18 protein-coding genes are annotated in these 20,078 nt (G+C 43.6%); 15 read left to right on the forward strand and 3 right to left on the reverse strand.

What is annotated here, in order from left to right; all coding sequences use genetic code 11:
- Positions 1 to 219: 219 nt before the first annotated feature.
- The 6 genes from LG34_RS11980 (at position 220) to LG34_RS12005 (ending at position 5,772) form a co-directional block, all read left to right on the forward strand.
- The gene (locus LG34_RS11980) at positions 220 to 843 is read left to right on the forward strand and encodes a carbohydrate-binding family 9-like protein (protein WP_181369359.1); all 624 of its coding nucleotides are present in this window, start codon (positions 220 to 222) and stop codon (positions 841 to 843) included.
- A 153-nt stretch (positions 844 to 996) separates the two neighbouring features.
- The gene (locus tag LG34_RS11985; protein ID WP_109216275.1) at positions 997 to 1,185 is read left to right on the forward strand and encodes a PspC domain-containing protein; all 189 of its coding nucleotides are present in this window, start codon (positions 997 to 999) and stop codon (positions 1,183 to 1,185) included.
- Positions 1,186 to 1,522: 337 nt separating this feature from the next.
- On the forward strand, positions 1,523 to 2,254 hold the full coding sequence (locus LG34_RS11990) for an ABC transporter ATP-binding protein (RefSeq protein WP_109216276.1): 732 nt from the start codon (positions 1,523 to 1,525) through the stop codon (positions 2,252 to 2,254).
- Between the two features lie 222 nt (positions 2,255 to 2,476).
- Complete coding sequence (locus LG34_RS11995) at positions 2,477 to 3,394, forward strand: SufB/SufD family protein (RefSeq protein ID WP_333491109.1); 918 nt, start codon at positions 2,477 to 2,479, stop codon at positions 3,392 to 3,394.
- A 354-nt stretch (positions 3,395 to 3,748) separates the two neighbouring features.
- Complete coding sequence (locus LG34_RS12000) at positions 3,749 to 4,726, forward strand: flavodoxin family protein (protein WP_109216278.1); 978 nt, start codon at positions 3,749 to 3,751, stop codon at positions 4,724 to 4,726.
- 194 nt (positions 4,727 to 4,920) lie between these two features.
- Positions 4,921 to 5,772: an acetyl-CoA hydrolase gene (locus LG34_RS12005; RefSeq protein WP_109216279.1), complete on the forward strand. Its 852-nt coding sequence runs from the start codon at positions 4,921 to 4,923 to the stop codon at positions 5,770 to 5,772.
- Positions 5,773 to 6,196: 424 nt separating this feature from the next.
- Here LG34_RS12005 and proC read toward each other — a convergent pair whose 3' ends face one another.
- Both proC and LG34_RS12015 read right to left on the reverse strand, forming a co-directional pair.
- Positions 6,197 to 7,003 carry a pyrroline-5-carboxylate reductase gene (gene proC / locus LG34_RS12010; RefSeq protein ID WP_109216288.1) on the reverse strand — a complete coding sequence of 269 codons (807 nt, stop codon included), beginning with the start codon at positions 7,001 to 7,003 and terminating at the stop codon, positions 6,197 to 6,199.
- A 234-nt stretch (positions 7,004 to 7,237) separates the two neighbouring features.
- Positions 7,238 to 8,017: an enoyl-CoA hydratase-related protein gene (locus LG34_RS12015; RefSeq protein WP_022036059.1), complete on the reverse strand. Its 780-nt coding sequence runs from the start codon at positions 8,015 to 8,017 to the stop codon at positions 7,238 to 7,240.
- 294 nt (positions 8,018 to 8,311) lie between these two features.
- Here LG34_RS12015 and mutY point away from each other — a divergent pair, with 294 nt between their 5' ends.
- On the forward strand, positions 8,312 to 9,400 hold the full coding sequence (mutY, locus tag LG34_RS12020) for an A/G-specific adenine glycosylase (protein WP_109216280.1): 1,089 nt from the start codon (positions 8,312 to 8,314) through the stop codon (positions 9,398 to 9,400).
- Between the two features lie 349 nt (positions 9,401 to 9,749).
- Positions 9,750 to 10,766 (forward strand): glycosyltransferase family 2 protein, encoded by a 1,017-nt coding sequence (locus tag LG34_RS12025; protein ID WP_109216281.1) that lies wholly within the window; start codon positions 9,750 to 9,752, stop codon positions 10,764 to 10,766.
- A 110-nt stretch (positions 10,767 to 10,876) separates the two neighbouring features.
- Here LG34_RS12025 and LG34_RS12030 read toward each other — a convergent pair whose 3' ends face one another.
- Positions 10,877 to 12,340 (reverse strand): nicotinate phosphoribosyltransferase, encoded by a 1,464-nt coding sequence (locus LG34_RS12030; RefSeq protein ID WP_109216282.1) that lies wholly within the window; start codon positions 12,338 to 12,340, stop codon positions 10,877 to 10,879.
- Between the two features lie 343 nt (positions 12,341 to 12,683).
- Here LG34_RS12030 and LG34_RS12035 point away from each other — a divergent pair, with 343 nt between their 5' ends.
- The 7 genes from LG34_RS12035 to LG34_RS12065 all read left to right on the forward strand — a co-directional run.
- Complete coding sequence (locus LG34_RS12035; protein WP_109216283.1) at positions 12,684 to 14,207, forward strand: ASKHA domain-containing protein; 1,524 nt, start codon at positions 12,684 to 12,686, stop codon at positions 14,205 to 14,207.
- A gap of 6 nt (positions 14,208 to 14,213) precedes the next feature.
- On the forward strand, positions 14,214 to 15,896 hold the full coding sequence (gene cobI, locus LG34_RS17395) for a precorrin-2 C(20)-methyltransferase (RefSeq protein ID WP_181369360.1): 1,683 nt from the start codon (positions 14,214 to 14,216) through the stop codon (positions 15,894 to 15,896).
- Between the two features lie 44 nt (positions 15,897 to 15,940).
- Positions 15,941 to 16,660 (forward strand): class II aldolase/adducin family protein, encoded by a 720-nt coding sequence (locus LG34_RS12045; protein WP_330427510.1) that lies wholly within the window; start codon positions 15,941 to 15,943, stop codon positions 16,658 to 16,660.
- A 24-nt stretch (positions 16,661 to 16,684) separates the two neighbouring features.
- The gene (locus tag LG34_RS12050; protein ID WP_109216285.1) at positions 16,685 to 17,608 is read left to right on the forward strand and encodes a LysR family transcriptional regulator; all 924 of its coding nucleotides are present in this window, start codon (positions 16,685 to 16,687) and stop codon (positions 17,606 to 17,608) included.
- A gap of 140 nt (positions 17,609 to 17,748) precedes the next feature.
- The gene (gene cbiD, locus LG34_RS12055; RefSeq protein WP_109216286.1) at positions 17,749 to 18,972 is read left to right on the forward strand and encodes a cobalt-precorrin-5B (C(1))-methyltransferase CbiD; all 1,224 of its coding nucleotides are present in this window, start codon (positions 17,749 to 17,751) and stop codon (positions 18,970 to 18,972) included.
- 128 nt (positions 18,973 to 19,100) lie between these two features.
- Positions 19,101 to 19,871, forward strand: coding sequence for a precorrin-4 C(11)-methyltransferase (gene cobM, locus LG34_RS12060; RefSeq protein ID WP_109216287.1), 771 nt, complete (start codon positions 19,101 to 19,103; stop codon positions 19,869 to 19,871).
- The coding region (locus tag LG34_RS12065) for a hypothetical protein (protein ID WP_146190226.1) at positions 19,868 to 20,078 on the forward strand (211 nt) is incomplete at its 3' end. The genes cobM and LG34_RS12065, both read left to right, overlap by 4 nt.

Here is a 20,078-nt window from a genome sequence, read left to right on the forward strand (position 1 = left end):
CGCTGACCAGAATCACGCACCAAGTCTCACGTGCGTTCGACTTGAAGTAGCTTTATTAAAAACAATTACAGCAAATTCCGTTGGAATTGGTTTGTAAGTATTTAGAATATGTTTGATTTTTTGAAGTGTAGCATCGAATAAATATGTTTCGGTATTGTTGTGTTTCTGAAAATGCAATGCTATACTGAAATCAGCTTAATTACATGGGGGAATACTTATATGAACATAAAAATCATAGATGAAAAAGACCAATTTGCACAGTGTGAAACGTTTGAAATCACGCATCTTTTATGGGGAACCAAAGCAATTCCAAAAACATATGGAAAAATAGCCTGCTGGAAAGATCATGGTTTTCTGGTGGAAATGACTTGTGAAGAAGCAGATCCGCTTCGGACATATACCAAAATGAATGATCCGGTAAGTCTGGACAGCGGAATGGAAGCATTTTTATCCTTGTGGGCAGATCGCACACCATTGTATGTAAATGTGGAGATGAATGCAAACGGGGCAACGCTGATGCAGTATGGAACAGGGCGTGCGGATCGAACATTTTTTACGGAAGAACAGATCAGAATTTGCCAACCGCAGGCGGTAATAGAAGAAAATCGCTGGAAAATCAGTTCCTTTTTGCCGTTAGAACTGTTGGAAGAAATTGGTGGAACAATTCCACAGACATCCGGTACAAAGATTGCCTGCAATTTTTACAAAGTGTGTGAGGGTGGTAATGCTGAGCAGATTCATTATGCCAGCTACGCACCGGTAGATGTGCCAAAACCGGACTTTCATCGACCGGAATTCTTTTCAACTGGGATATTGAAAAATAATCTGACGCAGGGTGAATGAGCACGAAAAAGCCGGGGGTGAAACGTGAAGAAACAGAATCTTCTTGCGAAAAAAATACTTCTATAGTAAAATATATCTGTTCGCAATCGTGGAGATTTTCAGTAACCATACAGGCTTTGCCTGTGTGCAGGTAAATCGAAAGAGGGATAAAGAATGAAAAAATTATACAAATCAGAGGATAACAAAGTATTGTGTGGTGTATGCGGCGGTCTGGGAGAATTCCTTGGCATTGATCCGACCATCGTCAGATTGATCTGGGTCGTACTTGCTCTGGCAGCAGGAAGCGGACTTCTGATCTATATTCTGGCAGCAATCATTATGCCGCGCAGACCATTAGACTAAGCAGAATAATCAAATCTGGAACATTATTAATCTGAGAAAATGATACTTATTTTCTAAAGATAAAAATGGGCAGGAAATGCATAACAAGAGGATTTAAATTAAAAAATATGAGCAGTGAAAGGACGAAAGTCTTTTCGCTGCTCTTTGCGTTTCAGGGAAAACCAAGAAAAACGCTAGGATATAAAAACGATAAAGCCGGATTGAAACTTAAAGCCGAATGCATATGAAGATTCTGGTCAGTGTAAGCTGACACATTTTCTCAAAATCACTGTATAGAGCTCTAAAGTATCCGGTAAAAAATGATTAGAAGAATAAAAAACAGAAAGAGAGAAACAAGATGCTGGAATTGAAAAATGTGTCTTTTGAAGTATCAGACGAGAAAGCACAAAAAGAGATTATCAGAGGAATCAATCTGAAGATTGATGACAACAAATTTGTGGTCATTACAGGACCAAACGGCGGTGGTAAATCCACCCTTGCAAAACTGATCGTTGGTATAGAGAAACCAACCTCCGGTCAGATTTTATTCAACGGAGAGGACATTACAGAAAAAAGTATTACAGAGCGTGCCAAAATGGGTATCAGCTTTGCTTTTCAGCAGCCGGTACGATTCAAAGGAATCCAGGTGCTGGATCTGATCCGTATGGCAGCAGGTCGAAGAATGAGTGCGGCAGATGCCTGTCAGTATCTGTCCGAAGTAGGACTTTGTGCAAAGGATTATATCAACCGTGAGGTAAATGCAAGCCTTTCCGGTGGTGAGTTAAAACGTATCGAGATCGCTACGGTGCTGGCAAGAGGTACACAGCTTTCTGTATTTGACGAGCCGGAGGCTGGTATTGATCTGTGGAGTTTCCAGAACTTGATTCAGGTATTTGAGCGCATGCAGGAGAAAACAAAAGACGGTTCCATCCTGATCATTTCCCATCAGGAGCGTATTTTGAACATTGCGGATGAAATCGTAGTGATCTCTGCAGGACAGATCGTAAATCACGGACCGAAGGAAGAAATTTTGCCACAGTTACTGGGAACATCTTCCGCAGTCAATATGTGTGACAAATTTAATAAGTAAAAATCTATATAGAGGATAAAATGCTAACGTTGATAGTTAAAAATATTTTATATTAGAAAAGAAAAATGCTAATGGTGTTAGTTGAAAGATATCTTATTTATAGAAAAGAAAAAGACTAGTGGTGTTAGTTATAAAAATTAAGATTATGGATAAAAAACTAATGGAGTTAGTTGAAATTTAGTTAGTGTATAAATAGTGGAAAGAACGAGGAATAGATAGATGATGGATGAGATTCAGAAAAGACTTCTGGCAGAAGTTGCTGATCTGCACGGTGTTCCAGAAGGCGCTTACAATATCCGTGCGAACGGTCAGATGGCTGCCAGAAATACAACAGCAAATATTGATATTGTTTCAAAAACCGATGTCAGCGGCATCGACATTTACATCAAACCGGGTACGGTAAACGAAAGCGTACACATTCCGGTTGTGTTGAGCCAGAGCGGTATGAAAGAGATGGTTTACAACGATTTTCATATCGGAGAGGGCAGCGACGTAGTCATCGTGGCAGGATGCGGTATTGACAACTGTGGCGATCAGGATGCAGAGCATGATGGCATTCACCGTTTCTTTATCGAAAAAAATGCGAAAGTAAAATATGTGGAGAAACATTACGGCGCAGGCGATGGCAAGGGAAAACGTATCCTGAATCCGGGGACAGAAGTGTACATGGAAGAAGGAAGCTACATGGAGATGGAAATGGTCCAGATTAAAGGTGTAGATTCTACCGTTCGTGATACTAAGGCAGAACTGGCAGCAGGCGCAAAATTAGTGGTTCGTGAGCGTCTGATGACACATGGAGATCAGAATGCAGTCAGCGGATATTCGGTCAGCTTAAACGGAGAAGGCTCCAGTGCAGATGTTATTTCACGTTCCGTAGCAAAAGACAATTCCTACCAGAAATTTGATTCCAGAATCATCGGAAATGCACCGTGCAGCGGTCATACTGAGTGTGATGCAATCATCATGGATAAAGCAAGAATCCTTGCAATTCCGCAGCTGGAGGCAAACGATCTGGATGCAGCACTCATCCATGAGGCTGCCATTGGAAAAATTGCCGGTGAGCAGATCATCAAACTGATGACACTTGGTCTGACAGAGGAAGAAGCAGAGGAGCAGATCGTCAACGGATTCCTGAGATAAATAGAGGTTTTGTATTTATATCTGTACAAGAAAACAGTAATCCACTTTTTGCATAACAAAAATGGATGTACGTAATGTTTTTATATAATATTGTTAAAAAATATACGAAATTTGAAAAGCCCCGGTGTTTTGCCGGGGTTTTTTGATGCAAAATGTATATTTGACTTTAAAAATAGGTCTATTTATAATGAATTTATACAAAAGAGACACAAGTAATGGTATAATACGAGTAACCGGTCGGAAGTATGATTACAGATTTTTGACGCGCATATTTATGTTTTTAGGATAGGTTTTGTGGTATTCGATGCGCTGGGAGAAAGTATTAACTGTAAGGTAAATTTAAGGAGGACAAGTATGAAGATTTTAGGTGTATCACTTGGAACAAAGAACGGAAACAATGACACAATGTGTCGTGTAGCTCTGGAAGCAGCAAAAGCAAAAGGTGCAGAGATCGAATTTATCCACCTTCTTGACTGGGATATTCAGTACTGCTCAGGTTGTGTTGCCTGTTCCCGTGGCCTTGTAATGGGCAAAGGAATGATCTGCTCCCGTCAGGATGATTTCAAAGCTTTCTATGAGAAAGTTATCGAGGCTGATGGTGTTCTGTTCGTAGATCCGATCTTCGAGTCTGGTGCAACAGGTTTATATCATTCCATCACAGACCGTATGGGACCGGGACATGATACAGGTATGATGAAAATGCTTGACGGCAAACTCAAAGAGGCAGGCAAAGAGGGTCTGAACCCAAGATACTTCCGCCAGAAAGCTCTTTCCTTCGTAGGAATCGGTGGATCTGACTGGGCAGTTCGTTGTGAGACAGACCATGCTATGTTCGCTCTGAGCCCAGGATGGAAAGTAGTAAACAATGAGTTCTTCTCTTGGTGTAAAGACGTTATCATGCAGGATGACAAAGTTGAGCGTATGAAAGAGATCGGACGTAACCTTGTAGATGCTGTACAGCAGATCATCGATGAGGATATGCAGATCGAGGGATCTGAGCATACATCTCTGTGGAAAGGTAAAGAAGGCGCTTGCCCACATTGCCAGGGTAACAACTTCTACATCTACCCGGGTACAACACACTGCGTATGTGAGCTGTGTGGTCTTGAGGGAACACTTGAGATCGTTGACGGAGCATTCAAATTCAAATATGATCCGGCTACAGAGCATCATGCACATGACATCCTTTCTGGAAAATTCTTACACGGACAGGATATCTTTGAGAACGAAGGTCGTCTGATGAATCTTTACAAAGATCCGGAGTTCAAAAACCGTAAAGCTCATTACACAGCAGTATGTGAGCCGACACCAGCTCCGTCCAAACAGAAATAAAATTATTAATTGGATAAAGCAATTAATAAATTATTCCGTGAGGATTGCAGAGCTGAAAAGAGGAAATTATCAGCGTTGCTGATATTCAGTTTGCAGCAAGAGTCATAAATGAATCTTGAATTCAATATTGGTTGTAACAGGCGGGGGCAATAGCGCTCCCGTCTGATAAAATTTAAGAAAAGAGGGTATTTAAAATGGCAGATTTCAAATTTGAACCGATGAGAAGCCTTATTTACGTTGACTGCGTAAGCGAAGATTACAGACCAAAACTTCAGAGATGGCTTTACAAAACACATATTCCGGACAGCATTTCCCAGTTCGAGCCGTATGTAACAAAATATGCATTTTATCCATCTTTCCCGATTCCGCCACAGGGTGATCGTTTCGGATATGCAAGAATGCAGCTTACAGAGCATCATTGGTTAGTAAGCGACCTTGATCCGCGTCTGGAGATCAAAGCAATCGCTGAGACATTCCCGATGGACGTACTTGTATGGCAGGGACAGATCCCGGCAGCAGCTCATACAGACGCTCAGATCGATTCTGACGGAGATGCTGGAAATGCAGCACGTAAATCCAACAATGCAGAAGGAAATCCGTTCATTTTCGCATTCCTTCCAATGTGGTGGGAGAAAGACCTTAAAGGAAAAGGACGTACCATCGAAGATGGCGCAAACTATCGTTTCAACATGACTATTGGTTTCCCAGAAGGCGTAGACAAAGCAGAAGGCGAGAAATGGTTATTTGAGAAAGTTGTTCCGATCCTTCAGGCAGCTCCGGAGTGTACACGTGTACTTGCAAGTGCTGTAAAGAAAGACATCAACGGATGTGTTATGGATTGGGTACTTGAGATCTGGTTCGAGAATCAGTCCGGATGGTACAAAGTAATGGTTGATGATATGAAAGCACTTGAGAAACCGTCATGGGCTCAGCAGGATGCTTTCCCGTTCCTGAAACCATACCACAATGTTTGCAGTGCAGCAGTAGCTGATTATACACCAAGCAATAACCTTGCAAACTATCGTGGATATATTACAATGCGTTAATTTTTTATAACATTTATATAAGACAAAATCGAAAAATCCTTCTACGACAGCTAGACGTGCGCTACCTTCGTTTTGCTGCGGTTTTATCGCGCTCACTCGCACTTCCTATAGAAACTGGTCAGTTCCCGTTCGCGCAAAACTTGCAAAACTCAGTCGCTTACTTAATCGCTTATCGTAGAAGGATTTTTCGATTTCGTCATTTACATAGTGAAATTACTAAATTTGCGCGTGCGAAAGAGAGTATATAGGATTGTTACTTTTGCGCACGCGTGACATATGATGCGCCGTAAGTGGATAAAAATAATATTTATCACAACGTAAATGCGCCTCAAATTTATTTTTTCTTTACGAGCGATTGTTAGCTGGAAAGACAAAATAAATTGGGGGCGCTTTCATTACTAAATTTTTATTCGCGAAACAAGCATCAAGAGCTCATATCACGGGATTTCTGCACGCAAGCCCTTTGTGCTTCAATCACCGCGCTGCGAAAACCGGATTTTTCCAGCTGTGCTACAGCTTCAATGGTCGTTCCACCCGGAGAGCATACCGCGTCTTTGAGCTCCCCCGGATGTTTTCCGGTTTCAAGCACCATTTTTGCAGAACCAAGGACGGACTGAGCCGCAAATTTATACGCCTGTGTCCGAGGCATGCCGTCTGCCACAGCTGCGTCTGCCATCGCTTCGATAAACATGTAGACGTAAGCCGGGGAAGAACCGCTGACACCGACAACGGCATCCATCAGATATTCGCTGATGACTTCCGATTCGCCAAAGCTGTTAAAAATAGCCTGAATTTCAGCAAGTTCATCCTTAGTAATGCCATCGTTGCAACAGATGGCACTCATGGAAGCACCAACCAGTGCCGGGGTATTTGGCATTACGCGCACCAGTTTGATAGAACGTTCAAACATGTCTTCAATGCGTTCCATTGGCTGACCGGCAGCGATGGAAACAATAATGGTATCATCAGTGATGGCATGACGGATCTCCGGGATTACTTTATGAAACAGGTTTGGTTTTACGGCAAGGAACAGAATATCTGCTTTTTGTGCAGCAATTTTGTTATCTGTTCCAGCGTCAATGCCAAAACTTTCTTTCAGGCGAAGCACTGTTGCTTCGTGTGCGGCGGTGGCATAGATATGGTCACAGTCTGACAGACCGGAAGAGAGCAGACCGCCGATGATGGCAGTTGCCATATTTCCACCACCGATGAAACTGATCATTTTATCAATCATAAATTACAACTCCTTTCAAAAATTACAGCATGATCATAAATTGTAAGATCAAAGAATCAGAGAAATCTTATTTTTCAGTAAACAGGAAAATAAGATTCTGGCAGCTGTATTTTTGTTCTATAAAAATTGTTTTATAAAAACAGGGATGCCAGAAATACAACATTGTATTGGTGGCACCCCCATTTTGTTTTATCGAAAAATCATAAGATCTTCATTCAAAAATTGTTCGATTTAGAAATCTGTAAAGTTTTTCTCTTTACGTTTCTCAAGGAAAGCTGTCATTCCTTCTGTTTTATCATGTGTAGAGCATGTCATACCGAAGAGGTTTGCTTCGTACTCAACAGCGTTCTTGATATCCATGTCATAACCGTTGTTGATAGCAGCTTTTGCGATAGCAACAGCGTAGCTTGCGTTGCGAGCGATCTTACCAGCTAATTTCTTAGCAGTAGCCATCAGCTCTTCCTGCGGAACAACTTTGTTTACAAGACCGATTCTGTAAGCTTCAGCAGCATCAATGTTCTGGCATGCAAAGATCATTTCTTTTGCACGTCCCATACCAACCAGACGAGCAAGTCTCTGTGTACCACCGAATCCCGGGATAATTCCAAGACCGCACTCCGGCTGTCCGAATAATGCATTTTCAGAAGCGATACGGATATCACAAGCCATGGAAATCTCACATCCACCGCCTAATGCAAAACCGTTTACAGCTGCGATTGTAACCTGACGCATGTTCTGTAATTTAAAGAATGGCTCAGAAGCTCTCATACCGAAAGCACGTCCCTCTGCGGCAGAGAAGTTAACCATCTCAGAGATGTCTGCGCCTGCAACGAATGATTTCTCACCAGCACCTGTAAGGATAACAACTTTGATGTCGTCTCTTCCTTCGATCTCTGTCAGAACTTCGTTTAACTCTGTCAGAGTCTCACTGTTCAGTGCGTTTAATGCCTTTGGTCTGTTAATGGTAAGTACGGCGATTGGGCCTTCTACTTCTAAAAGTAAATTATTCATTTGAAATACCTCCTGTTTTGGTAAGTTATGTAATACCATTTACTAACAAATATGATTATACACCATATTTGTTAAAAAGAAAACAATAAAACTAAGATTTGCCAGTAGAAAAAGTATAAAAAATCTGTTAAAGTGCTAAAAGACATTCTTTGTAAAGGAAATTTATAAGGAAGATTTTCTGTTATATAATGAACTTATATAGAAAAATAATAAAACAACAGTAAAAAAGATTACATAGATAATACATGCGGGATTGGAAAAATTTTGCATGATCATGATAGGAGATAAAACGAAATGCTGGAGGATTTTGACTTAGAACAGATCGTGGAGCCATTGCTTGGCTGGTTTGAAAAAAATGCCCGGACACTGCCCTGGCGATCGGTGGCAACGCCGTATCGGGTGTGGGTGTCTGAAATTATGCTGCAGCAGACCAGAGTGGAAGCGGTAAAACCGTATTTTGCCCGTTTTATGGAAGCATTGCCGACAGTTCAGGATCTGGCAGAGTGTGAGGAAGAACGGCTGCTGAAACTGTGGGAAGGTCTGGGATATTATAACCGGGTGCGAAATATGCAGATCGCGGCACAGACGGTGATGGAACAATACAACGGAGAGCTTCCGGCGGATTATGAAAAACTGCGGGAACTGAAAGGAATTGGAAATTATACAGCGGGAGCCATTGCTTCTATTGCATATGGAATCCCGGTGCCGGCGGTGGACGGCAACGTATTGCGAATTTTAATGCGTGTGTCAGCGGATGACTCTGATATTATGAAGCAGTCCGTGAAAACAAAAGTGGAGCAGGCACTGTTAAAAGTGATTCCGGCAGATCGGGCAGGTAGTTTTAATCAGGCATTGATGGAGCTTGGAGCGATTGTCTGTGTGCCAAACGGAGAGCCATTGTGTGGACAATGCCCGTGGCATGATTTCTGTGAGACACGAAAAAAAGGACTCTGGCAGGAACTTCCGGTGAAAAAGAAAGCGAAAGCAAGACGAATCGAAGACCGTACCGTACTTGTGATCCGTGACGGAGAACGTGTGGTATTGAAAAAGCGTCCGAAACGGGGACTTTTAGCAGGTTTGTATGAGTTCCCAAATGAACTTGGAAAACTATCGGAAGATGAGGCATTACATGCTGTGCAGGAGATGAACCTTCATCCGATGCGGATTCAGAAGCTGGAAGATGCGAAACATATCTTTTCCCATGTGGAATGGCGGATGCAGGGGTATATGGTGGAAGTTGATTCACTGACCAGGGAAGAAGCGGGACTTTTGTTTGTGGAAGCGGCACATTCAGAAGAAAAATATCCGATACCGGCGGCATTTGCGGCATACACAAAATATATGAATATCCGTCTTGGAAATGAACGATTTGAAGATAAGTAGTGAGTAATAAAGAGGAAGCCGATGTGTGAACACCGGCTACATGAAAAAGATTTATGAAAAGAAATTGATAATTTCAAAATTGTGTTTTGTAAGATGTTGTTTTGTTCTTTATTTATCTTACAAGTAAGAGTATAGGGAAGAATTGTGTCTTTCGTATGTGGAGAGTATGTTTTTTTTGCAAATAAAATGTGAACAAATTATGAAGTGTAGAATGGTAATAAAAAATTTAGAAAAAACAAGTTAATTTTTTCAGAATCGTGATGTATACTAAAAGGAATAACGGAATAATCATTGTGTAAAAATAGATGCGGCTTACGCTGCAGGAGAAATGCTGAAGGGGAAAATTTGTATGAAGCTATTAACATTTACAGTGCCATGTTATAACTCTCAGAATTATATGTGTCGTTGTGTAGATTCGCTGCTGGTGGGCGGAGAAGATGTGGAGATCATCATTGTGGATGATGGATCTGTCGACGATACTGGAAAAATTGCGGATGAATATGCCCGCAAATATCCGTCCATTGTTCGGGTCATTCATCAGGAAAATGGCGGGCACGGAGCGGGACTGAATGCCGGATTGAATCATGCAACGGGTTTGTATTTTAAAGTGGTAGACAGCGATGACTGGATAGATGAGGAAAGTTATCACCAGATTCTGGATACGTTACATAATCTGTGTTCTGCAGGCTGCATGCTGGATATGATGATCAGCAACTTTGTGTACGAAAAAGAAGGAGCAAGACACAAGTCCGCAACGCGGTATCACAACATTCTTCCACAGGGACAACTGTTTGGATGGGAAGAAACGCGGAACTTTAAAATCGGAAAGTATATTTTGATGCATTCGGTCATTTATCGGACACAGTTATTGCGTGACTGTCATCTGGTACTTCCGAAACACACCTTTTATGTGGATAATTTGTTCGTATATGTGCCATTGCCATATGTAAAGACCATGTATTATCTGGATGTGGATTTTTATCGTTATTATATCGGCAGAGATGATCAGTCCGTCAATGAGAAAAATATGATCAAAAATATCGATCAGCAGATCAAAGTCAACAAATTGATGGTAGATGCGTATGATCTGTGGAAGATACCGGATCGTCATCTGCGCCATTATATGTTGAATTATCTGGAAATCATTACGGTAATTTCCACGGTAATGCTGTTGAAATCCGGAACGGAAGAAAATCTGGAGAAAAAACGGGAACTTTGGACATATATCAAAAATGCGGATATTCGCCTGTTCCATAAATTGCGTAACCGGATTATGGGGCAGACATTAAATCTGCCGGGAAAAGGTGGAAGAAAATTGTCATTGACCATTTATAAGATTTCCCAGAAGGTAATAGGATTCAATTAGGTTTTTTCTTAATGTAGGTTATTGAAGGCGCCAGTCAGCAATCTTTCCTCGGCAAGCGATTGTTAGCTGCAAAGGTAAGATTGATGACTGGCGCTTTCACAGACTAAATTCTATACATGATATTTCGCAGCACTGAGTTCATTGAACACCGTCTGTTTCATATTGTACAGCTTATCAGAAAGATCCACATACACCTTAGACGGATTTACAAAACGCATATTCTCATCCCAAAGTGTTGCTTTCTCCTGTGTACAGATCTGCTGAATTTCCATAACACTTGGAGAAGTGTACACGCATTTTCCTTCTTCGAAAATCGGAACCAGAAGTTTACGCATGGTATAAGTGCCACCGGCAAGACGGGTACGTTTCCAGGTTTCGTTTGGATCAAACAGCACCATATCTTCGTTTTCATCAAATGTCTCATCTGACAGACAGATCAGATCTGCGCGGATTTTTCCGGTTTCTTTATCATAAATACGGTAAATTTCTTTGTTGCCAGGGTTGGTCACTTTTTCTGTATTTTCCGAAAGTTTGATCTTCGGTGTAAATTTGCCGTCCACATTGCGGATCGCTGCCAGTTTGTATACACCACCAAACGCCGGGCAGTCTCTGGAGGTGATCAGGCTTGTACCAACACCCCAGGAAGTGATTTTGGCTCCCTGAATTTTCAGTGTTTCGATCAGATATTCATCCAGATCGTTGGAAGCGGAGATGATCGCATCTGGAAAACCGGCTTCATCCAGCATTTTTCTGACTTTCTTGGAAAGATAAGCCAGATCGCCACTGTCCATACGGATGCCATAATTGTGCAGTTCCACGCCGGCTTCTTTCATTTCGCGGAATACGCGGATCGCATTCGGAATACCGGATTTTAAGGTGTCGTAAGTGTCTACCAGTAAAATGCAGGCATCCGGATACAATTCTGCATAAGTTTTGAATGCAGTGTACTCATCCGGAAAACTCATGATCCAGCTATGTGCATGGGTACCTTTGACCGGAATGTTGAAAATCTGTCCGGCAAGTACATTGGAAGTACCACAGCAGCCGCCGATGACAGCAGCGCGGGCACCGTAAATACCGGAATCCGGTCCCTGTGCACGACGCAGACCAAATTCCATGACACCGTCATTCTGCGCTGCGTAGCAGACGCGGGCTGCTTTGGTAGCAATCAGACTCTGATGGTTCATGATATTTAAAATTGCGGTTTCTACCAGCTGAGCTTCCATGATCGGAGCCACGACTTTGATAAACGGCTCACGCGGGAAGATTACAGTTCCTTCCGGGATTGCATAAATGCTGCCGGAAAAACGGAACGTGCTTAAGTATTTTAAAAAGTCCTCATCGAACATATTCAGGCTCTGCAGATAACGGATATCATCTGCGGAAAACTGAAGATTTTTGATGTAATCAATGACCTGCTCCAGTCCGCATGCAATGGCATAACCGCCGCCGCATGGATTTTCGCGGTAAAAAGCATCAAAAACGACTACATCCTGATTCTGGGATTTGAAATATCCCTGCATCATCGTTATTTCGTATAAATCGGTGAGTAGTGTCAGATTTAATGATCTCATAGTATCAGTATGACCATTTCCTGGTCATTTCCTCCCTATCCATATTAAAAAATAAAAGCATTTGCTGCCCTTTGTATACAAAACAATGCTTTTGACGCAAAAAGCGCTTTTTAACAGTATACTCTTTTTTGAGAAAACTTCCAGTTTTTTTTCTGTTTCTGGGAAGAAAAACGTGTTGACCTGTTAGCGCAGGGTAATATAATATAAGAAAATAGGCAAATTAGAACTATATTAAAATATTAAAAATAGCAAAAATTGGATGTTCAATGAATGTTTGAGATATGAGTAAGTAACGTTGATAGATTGTGAATGGTTACAAATATTTGCCTGGTTAGGGAACAAAATGAAGATAACAATAGAAATAAATGGAAAGACAGAAACGTTTGCAGGAAACTGGGAAAACCGAACGCTTTTGGAAGCATTTCAGGAGCTTGGCATCACACAGGTGCATGCGCCCTGTGGAGGCATTGGAACCTGCAAAAAATGTCTGGTGAACGTAAATGGAGAAAACGTGCTGTCTTGTCAGACGATGTGTGAAGATGGCATGATGGTCGTACTGGAAGCAGAGCAGAAAGCAGTGATCGCGGAAACGGGTGACTGTTACCTTTATCCGGCAGATCAGACCAATCGCCTGGTGGCAGCTTGTGATATTGGAACGACGACGGTGGTCTGTCATTTGCTGGATGGAAAAACCGGCGTGCGGCTTGGTACGGTCAGCGCACCGAATGCACAACGCAGTTTTGGGGCAGATGTGATTTCGCGTATTCAGGCGGCAAAAGGCTCCGGTTTACGGAAAATGCAGTTTGCGATCATGAATCAGATCAATCAGATGATCGGTGAACTGATGCAAAAAGCAAAACAGGTCGGCAAAGTGGATTTGCTGGCAGTGGCAGGAAATACTGTGATGGAGCATCTGTTTTGCGGATTGTCCCCGGAAAGCATCGGTGTCGTGCCTTTTGAGCCGTTGTCAAAATTTGGAACCATGATGCAGGGAAGCAGAATCGGAATTAACAGATGTAATTATGTATACATGATCCCTGCGGTGGCAGGCTATGTGGGTGGAGATATTGTGGCGGATCTGATCGCTGCAAAAATGCATACAATGACCAGTCGTACTTTGCTGCTGGATATTGGTACAAATGGTGAGATGGTGCTTGGAACTGTCGGAGATTATGTGTGTTGTGCGACGGCAGCAGGACCGGCTTTTGAGGGTGCTGAGATTACCATGGGAATGCCGGCTGCTACCGGTGCGATTTCAGAAGTCTGGGCGAAAAATGAACAGATTTGCGTTTCTGTGATTGGTGGCGGAAAGCCAACTGGTATTTGCGGCTCTGGTCTGATCGATATTTTGGCAGTCTGTATCCAGTTAGGATTGATGGATGAGACGGGACTTTTACTTTCTGCCAGTGAAGTGTCCGAACCATGGAAACGCTATGTCGGAGAGGATGAAAATGGTGTCTGCATCTGTCTGACGGATGAGGTGCGCGTGACACAGGCGGATGTGAGAAAAATCCAACTGGCAAAGGCGCCTATCGCAGCTGGAATCCAGATTTTGTTACAGGAAAAAGACTGGAAAATAAAGGATATTGATCAGGTAATTCTTGCCGGAGGTTTTGGAAGCTATATGCGAAAAGAAAGTGCGGCAGAGATCGGACTGATCCCGAAGGAGCTGGTAAAGTGTACCCATTCGGTGGGAAATGCCGCCGGTGAGGGCGCGGTATCTGCGGCGTTGGCATCAGAGGCAAGAACGGAGCTGGAACAGTTACAGAAACAAATGCGATATGTGGAATTGTCTACGCATGAGGCATTCAGTGATATTTTTATCCGGGAGATGTCATTTACAAACAGTTATATGAGGAGCGAATAGTTACAAATGAGAGGAATATTATACGGAGTGGGCGTCGGACCAGGTGATCCGGAGCTGATGACTTTGAAAGCGGTACGCATGATCCGGGAGGCTGATGTGGTGGCAGTTCCGGGAGAGCATGCCAAAGATACAGTGGCATATCAGATCGCAGTACAGGCGGTGCCGGAGCTGGAAACAAAGGAACTGCTGGCGATTTATATGCCGATGACGCATGATCGGGCAAAAATGCAGGAAAACCATCAAAAAGGTGCAAAACTGTTGGAAAAGATGCTGGATGCCGGGAAGAAAGTGGTATTTTTGACGTTGGGTGATCCGACGATCTATTCCACGTTTTCCTATTTACAGCGGATCGTGGAAGCAGATGGCTATGAGACCGGATGTGTCAGCGGAATTCCGTCTTTTTGTGCAACGGCAGCGCGGATCAATGAGCCATTGGTGGAATGGAATGAGGCGTTACATATTGTACCGGCAGTGCATCGGGCAGAGACAGAAATCATCGGTAGCGGAAATTATGTGTTTATGAAGTCCGGCAGAAAGATCGGAAAAGTAAAGGAATTGCTGGCACAGACCGGAAAACAGGTTTTTATGGTAGAAAACTGCGGCATGGAGAACGAACATGTTTATCGCAAGATCGAAGAACTGCCGGAGGAAGCAGGATATTATTCTCTGATCATTGCAAAAGAGCAGAATGCTGGCAATGAGAAAAGTGATACAAGGGTAAATTGTTGTGACAAAAGTAGTAGAAAAATGGAAGTTGCAACGGAGCAAAATACAGAGGAAAAACGGAATGATTCAATAAAGTGGAGGGCAGATCAGATGACAGAAGAAAGAAAAGTGGATGCTCAGATGACAGAAGTGGAAAAAACGGAATATGAGTTAGATGATCTGGTGGAAGGAACAGAAAAAGAATTGCTGCTGGTAAGTTTTGGTACAAGCTATCTGGATACATTGGAAAAAACGCTTGGAGAAATCTATCGCTATATGGAAGAACAGTTCCCTGATTATGTGGTGGAGGATGCTTTTACAAGCCAGATGATCATTGACCGTCTGCGAAAAAGAGATGGAATTTTTGTTTCCTATGTGGATGATGCGGTAAAATATGCGGCACAGCATAACGTACACAATCTGGTGCTTCAACCAACCCATTTAATGGCAGGTCTGGAATATCAGGATTTACTGGATGCAGTGGAATCATATCGTCATTTATTGGAAAACGTGACAATCGGAAAGCCGGTGCTGAGCGCTGAGGAGGATTTTGACTGGATGATCCGGATTTTGACGGATGAACTGAACGGATACTGTGACGGAAAAACAGCAATTTGTCTGATGGGACATGGCAGTGAAGCGAAAGCAAATGAAGTGTATGATGTGCTGCAGGAGCGTTTTTGCCAGAAAGGTTATACGGACTATCTGGTGGGAACCGTGGAAGCAAAACCGGCACTGGCAGATCTGGTGCACCGGGTAGAACAGGGCAGTTATGAACGCGTGGTGCTTGTACCGTTGATGATGGTAGCCGGAGACCATGCCAATAACGATATGGCAGGTGAGGAGGATGATTCTTGGAAATCAACCTTTGAGGCTATGGGAAAAGAAGTGGTTATTTTGATGCGTGGTTTGGGTGAATTAAAAGGAATTCAGGAACTGATCGCGGATCATGCCAGAGCGGCAATGAAAGAAATTGACCTGTAAGATATGGCAGGATATGTGCTATACTGTAGGGCAGAAATGGAAGAATGAGAGGATTTATAGAGATGGAATTAAATGCAATGAAAGAACGGGAAGAAATCTGCGATGTATGTCATAAAATGTGGCAGCGCGGAATCGTGGCAGCAAATGACGGAAATGTATCTGTAAAACTGGAGGACGGTACCTTTTTGTGCACTCCTTCCGGTGTGAGCAAAGCTGCAATGACACCGGAGATCCTGGTGCATCTGGCAGCAGACGGCAGCGTGATCTCAGCGGCAGAGGGATACAAACCTTCTTCTGAGATGAAAATGCATTTTCGCTGTTATGCAGAGCGGGACGATGTGAAGGCAGTTGTGCATGCACATCCGCCGGTTGCAACAAGTTATGCATCTATGGGACGTGCGCTGGATGGTTATCAGACCATGGAAAATATTGTAAATCTGGGAGCAGTTCCGGTAGCACCGTATGCACAGCCGTCTACGGACGAAGTGCCGGATTCCATTGCTCCATTTTTACAGGAGCATGATGCAATTTTACTGGCACATCATGGTGCACTGACGGTTGGAGAAAGTTTGACCAGAGCATATTTCCGTATGGAATCACTGGAAATGTTTGCAAAGACTTCTCTGTATATTCATCTGCTTGGCGGCGCACCGGATATGCCGGAGGACAAAATTAATGCGCTGATGGATCTGCGCCAGAACGGATATAAGATTCCGGGCAGACATCCGGGTTATGTAAAATACAACAAACCAGAAGAAAAATAGTATATAAAGGGTTGAAAAGAGAGCATGAACAGCAGACAATTGGAGTATTTTCTTGCGGTAGCGCATGAATTGAATTTTACAAAGGCGGCAGAGTCGATGTACGTGTCACAGACGGCAGTTACTCAACAGATCAAAGCGCTTGAGGAACAGCTTGGCGTCAGTCTGTTTGAACGGACGAAAAAGAAGGTTGTGCTGACTCCGGCGGGAAACGTATTTTTGCAGGAGGCAACGCTGCTGCTGAAACGGATGCAGACTGCGATTGAGAGAACCAGGGAAGCATCCAGTGGATTTATCGGTTCTCTGGATATCGGTTTTTCTATTGGAATTGGAAATACGGGAATGGCGGAAAAAATTCAGGCATTCAATGAAAAATACCCGAATATTGCAATGAAATTTGTGAATCAGAGTCCATCCATGCTGCTCAAATCTCTGAAAAAAGGAGATTTGGATCTGGTGCTGATGCCGATGTTTGAGGAGCGCTACTATAAAGATGTGGTTGTGCGGAAAATCGGTGAGGACCGCATGAATGCGGTATTTCCGCGGACGCATATTCTGGCGCAGAAGCAGTATGTGACACGTCGGGATTTGAAAGATGAGAATCTGATCCTTGCCTGCACACCGGACAGTGAGATCGGAGAAGAAAAAAGGATCATTGAAAAATTCTGGAAATGCGGTTATCATCCGAATGTGGTGGCAAAGATCGAAGACGTGGAAACAATTTTGCTGATGCTCTCCGCAAATATGGGGGTGTCGATCCTACCGGCATATATGACGATTCCGATGCAGACCAGAGGGCGGCTGGCAGCAGTTCCTTTTGGTGGACCGGAGGATACGATTGAAATAATTGCGGCATGGCGGCCGGATGCGGACAATCCGTCTCTGGAGAAGATTTTGCCGTTTCTGGAAACAACCCAGAATGTGCAGGGAGAAACATCAGAAGAACTGTAAAATATCTGACAGGAAACAGGGACAAAAAGTCTGTGAAATAGTTTGATAGGAATCAGAGGACTGAAAACCTTGTAATCAAAACAAACAGATCAGAGAAACAAAAACTTAGTGATCAGAACAGGCAGAATGGTGTATATAGTATGAAAAATGGTCTGGAAAATTATTTTGTGATAAAAGATAATAAAAAAATGCGGTTTGGATACACCACGGGAAGCAGCGCGGCGGCTGCAGCTAAGGCAGCGGCGGAAATGCTTTTTTCGGGGAAGGATGTTCCGGTAGTGGAGTTGCTGACACCAAAAGGGATTATGCTGTATTTGGAAGTGCTGGATGCAAAAGGTGGTCAGAGAACATGCTCCTGTGCCATTCAAAAGGATGGCGGTGACGATCCGGATGTGACATCGGGACTGCGGATCTATGCGAAAGTGACGTTGTGCGAACGGCAGGAAGCAGAGGCAATCTGCCAGAAGTTTCAACAGAGTGAAAAATCCGATTTGAAAGCAGCTGCTTCGGTAGGTATTACTGCCGGAGAGGGTGTGGGGATCGTGACACTTCCAGGACTGGAACAGTCCATCGGCGCCCCTGCCATCAACCGGGTGCCAAGAGAGATGATCACAAAAGAAGTACAGGCGGTTTGTGAAAAATATCACTATACGGAAGGGGTAGAAGTGTGCATTTCAGTTCCAAACGGAGCTGTGGTGGCAGAGAAAACCTTCAATCCGCGGCTTGGCATCAAAGGCGGCATCTCAATTCTTGGAACCAGTGGCATTGTGGAGCCGATGAGTGAGCAGGCGTTGATCTCCAGCATTCAGGTGGAAATGAAGCAGAAATCAGCGGGAGACCGAAAGTACCTGCTGATCGCTCCGGGCAATTATGGATTGCAGTATCTGTCCGGAAATTTTACGTTTGAGGCAGAAGAAGCGGTAAAATGCAGCAATTATGTCGGACAGACCATTGATTTTGCGGTAAATATGGGATTAAAAGGCGTTTTGTTTGTGGCACATATCGGCAAATTTATCAAGGTGGCAGGCGGCATTATGAACACCCATTCCAGAGAGGCAGACGCCCGGATGGAGATCATGGCTGCCTGTGCGCTGCGGGCAGGGGCGGATGCAGATACGGCAAACCGGATTCTTGTGGCAGTAACCACCGATGAGGGATTGAGCATTTTAAAAGAGACGCCATATTGGGCACAGACGATGCAGATCATTACAGAAAAAGTGGAATATTATCTGAATCATCGGGCACAGGGGCGACTGGAAATCGGTGCAGTGCTGTACAGCAATGCGCATGGAGAGCTTGGGAGAACGTCTCTGGTGGAACAATTGCTTGAGCAATTGCAGGAACAGAAAAGTAAAGAAGAATAATGGCAATAGAGATATGCAAGTTGAATATGTCTGAAAACTGGTATGTGATACAGGTCAGTGCGATCGGATATACTTTTGTGGGACTGTCTGCATGGTAAATATAGAAAGTGAAAAATAGGAGAAATGGCATGGTTTATTTTGTTGGAGCGGGAAGCGGTGCGGTAGATCTGATCACCGTACGTGGAAAAAATCTTCTGGAACAGGCAGATGTGATCATTTATGCGGGATCACTGGTGAATCCGGAACTTTTGGATTATAAAAAGGAGGGATGCATGGTTTATAACAGTGCAAAAATGACACTGGAGGATGTTCTGGAAGTGATGGAAAAGGCAGAAGCGGAAGGAAAGATGACGGTTCGGTTACATACAGGTGATCCATGTATTTACGGCGCAATTCGTGAACAGATGGATCGGTTGGATGAAAAAGGGATTGATTATGAGAGCTGTCCGGGAGTCAGCGCTTTTTGCGGTGCGGCTTCCGCATTGAATCTGGAATATACTTTGCCTGGCGTTTCTCAAAGTGCGATCATCACCCGCATGGCGGGACGCACACCGGTTCCGGAACGGGAGAGTATTGCTTCTTTTGCGGCGCATCAGGCAACCATGGTTGTTTTTTTGAGTACCGGATTGCTGGAAGAACTTTCCAGGGAGTTGATTGCAGGCGGTTATACGGCAGAGACACCGGCAGCGATTGTATACAAGGCAACCTGGAAGGAAGAAGAAAAATATATTTGCACGGTGGAAACACTGGCGCAGACCGCGAAGGAGCACAACATTACGAAAACGGCGCTGATGATCATTGGAGAAGCAGTTACCCACAGTAATTATGCCAGATCGGAACTGTATAACCCAAATTTTTCTACCGAATATCGCAAAGCGAAAGGTGAAGACAAAGCATGAGTATTGTCAGAATTATTTCTTTTACAGAAGCCGGATATCAACTGTCCTGTAAAATGCAGGATTGCTTGCAGGAACGGGCAGAAGTTGTTTTATATAGTGGCAAAAATCAGGTCGCAGAGCGGCATGCGGAAGTTTGTGCGGTGTCCGATGGATTGAAAAACTGGTGCAGTGAAGTTTTTGACAAATCAGAGGTATTGATTTTTGTCG

Origin of the sequence: Eubacterium ramulus (assembly GCF_003122485.1) — a bacterium.
In the GTDB taxonomy this organism is placed as follows: Bacteria; Bacillota; Clostridia; order Lachnospirales; family Lachnospiraceae; genus Eubacterium_I; species Eubacterium_I ramulus_A.

Excerpts from the sequence above, each read along its gene's own strand:
- mutY (WP_109216280.1), top strand. The coding sequence starts at position 8,312 with ATGCTGGAGGATTTTGACTTAGAACAGATCGTGGAGCCATTGCTTGGC.
- cbiD (WP_109216286.1), top strand. The coding sequence starts at position 17,749 with ATGAAAAATGGTCTGGAAAATTATTTTGTGATAAAAGATAATAAAAAA.
- cobI (WP_181369360.1), top strand. The coding sequence starts at position 14,214 with ATGAGAGGAATATTATACGGAGTGGGCGTCGGACCAGGTGATCCGGAG.
- LG34_RS12025 (WP_109216281.1), top strand. The coding sequence starts at position 9,750 with ATGAAGCTATTAACATTTACAGTGCCATGTTATAACTCTCAGAATTAT.
- LG34_RS11995 (WP_333491109.1), top strand. The coding sequence starts at position 2,477 with ATGGATGAGATTCAGAAAAGACTTCTGGCAGAAGTTGCTGATCTGCAC.
- LG34_RS11980 (WP_181369359.1), top strand. The coding sequence starts at position 220 with ATGAACATAAAAATCATAGATGAAAAAGACCAATTTGCACAGTGTGAA.
- LG34_RS11985 (WP_109216275.1), top strand. The coding sequence starts at position 997 with ATGAAAAAATTATACAAATCAGAGGATAACAAAGTATTGTGTGGTGTA.
- LG34_RS12030 (WP_109216282.1), bottom strand. The coding sequence starts at position 12,340 with ATGAGATCATTAAATCTGACACTACTCACCGATTTATACGAAATAACG.
- LG34_RS12045 (WP_330427510.1), top strand. The coding sequence starts at position 15,941 with ATGAGAGGATTTATAGAGATGGAATTAAATGCAATGAAAGAACGGGAA.
- LG34_RS12000 (WP_109216278.1), top strand. The coding sequence starts at position 3,749 with ATGAAGATTTTAGGTGTATCACTTGGAACAAAGAACGGAAACAATGAC.
- LG34_RS12050 (WP_109216285.1), top strand. The coding sequence starts at position 16,685 with ATGAACAGCAGACAATTGGAGTATTTTCTTGCGGTAGCGCATGAATTG.
- LG34_RS12005 (WP_109216279.1), top strand. The coding sequence starts at position 4,921 with ATGGCAGATTTCAAATTTGAACCGATGAGAAGCCTTATTTACGTTGAC.
- LG34_RS12035 (WP_109216283.1), top strand. The coding sequence starts at position 12,684 with ATGAAGATAACAATAGAAATAAATGGAAAGACAGAAACGTTTGCAGGA.
- LG34_RS12015 (WP_022036059.1), bottom strand. The coding sequence starts at position 8,017 with ATGAATAATTTACTTTTAGAAGTAGAAGGCCCAATCGCCGTACTTACC.
- LG34_RS11990 (WP_109216276.1), top strand. The coding sequence starts at position 1,523 with ATGCTGGAATTGAAAAATGTGTCTTTTGAAGTATCAGACGAGAAAGCA.
- cobM (WP_109216287.1), top strand. The coding sequence starts at position 19,101 with ATGGTTTATTTTGTTGGAGCGGGAAGCGGTGCGGTAGATCTGATCACC.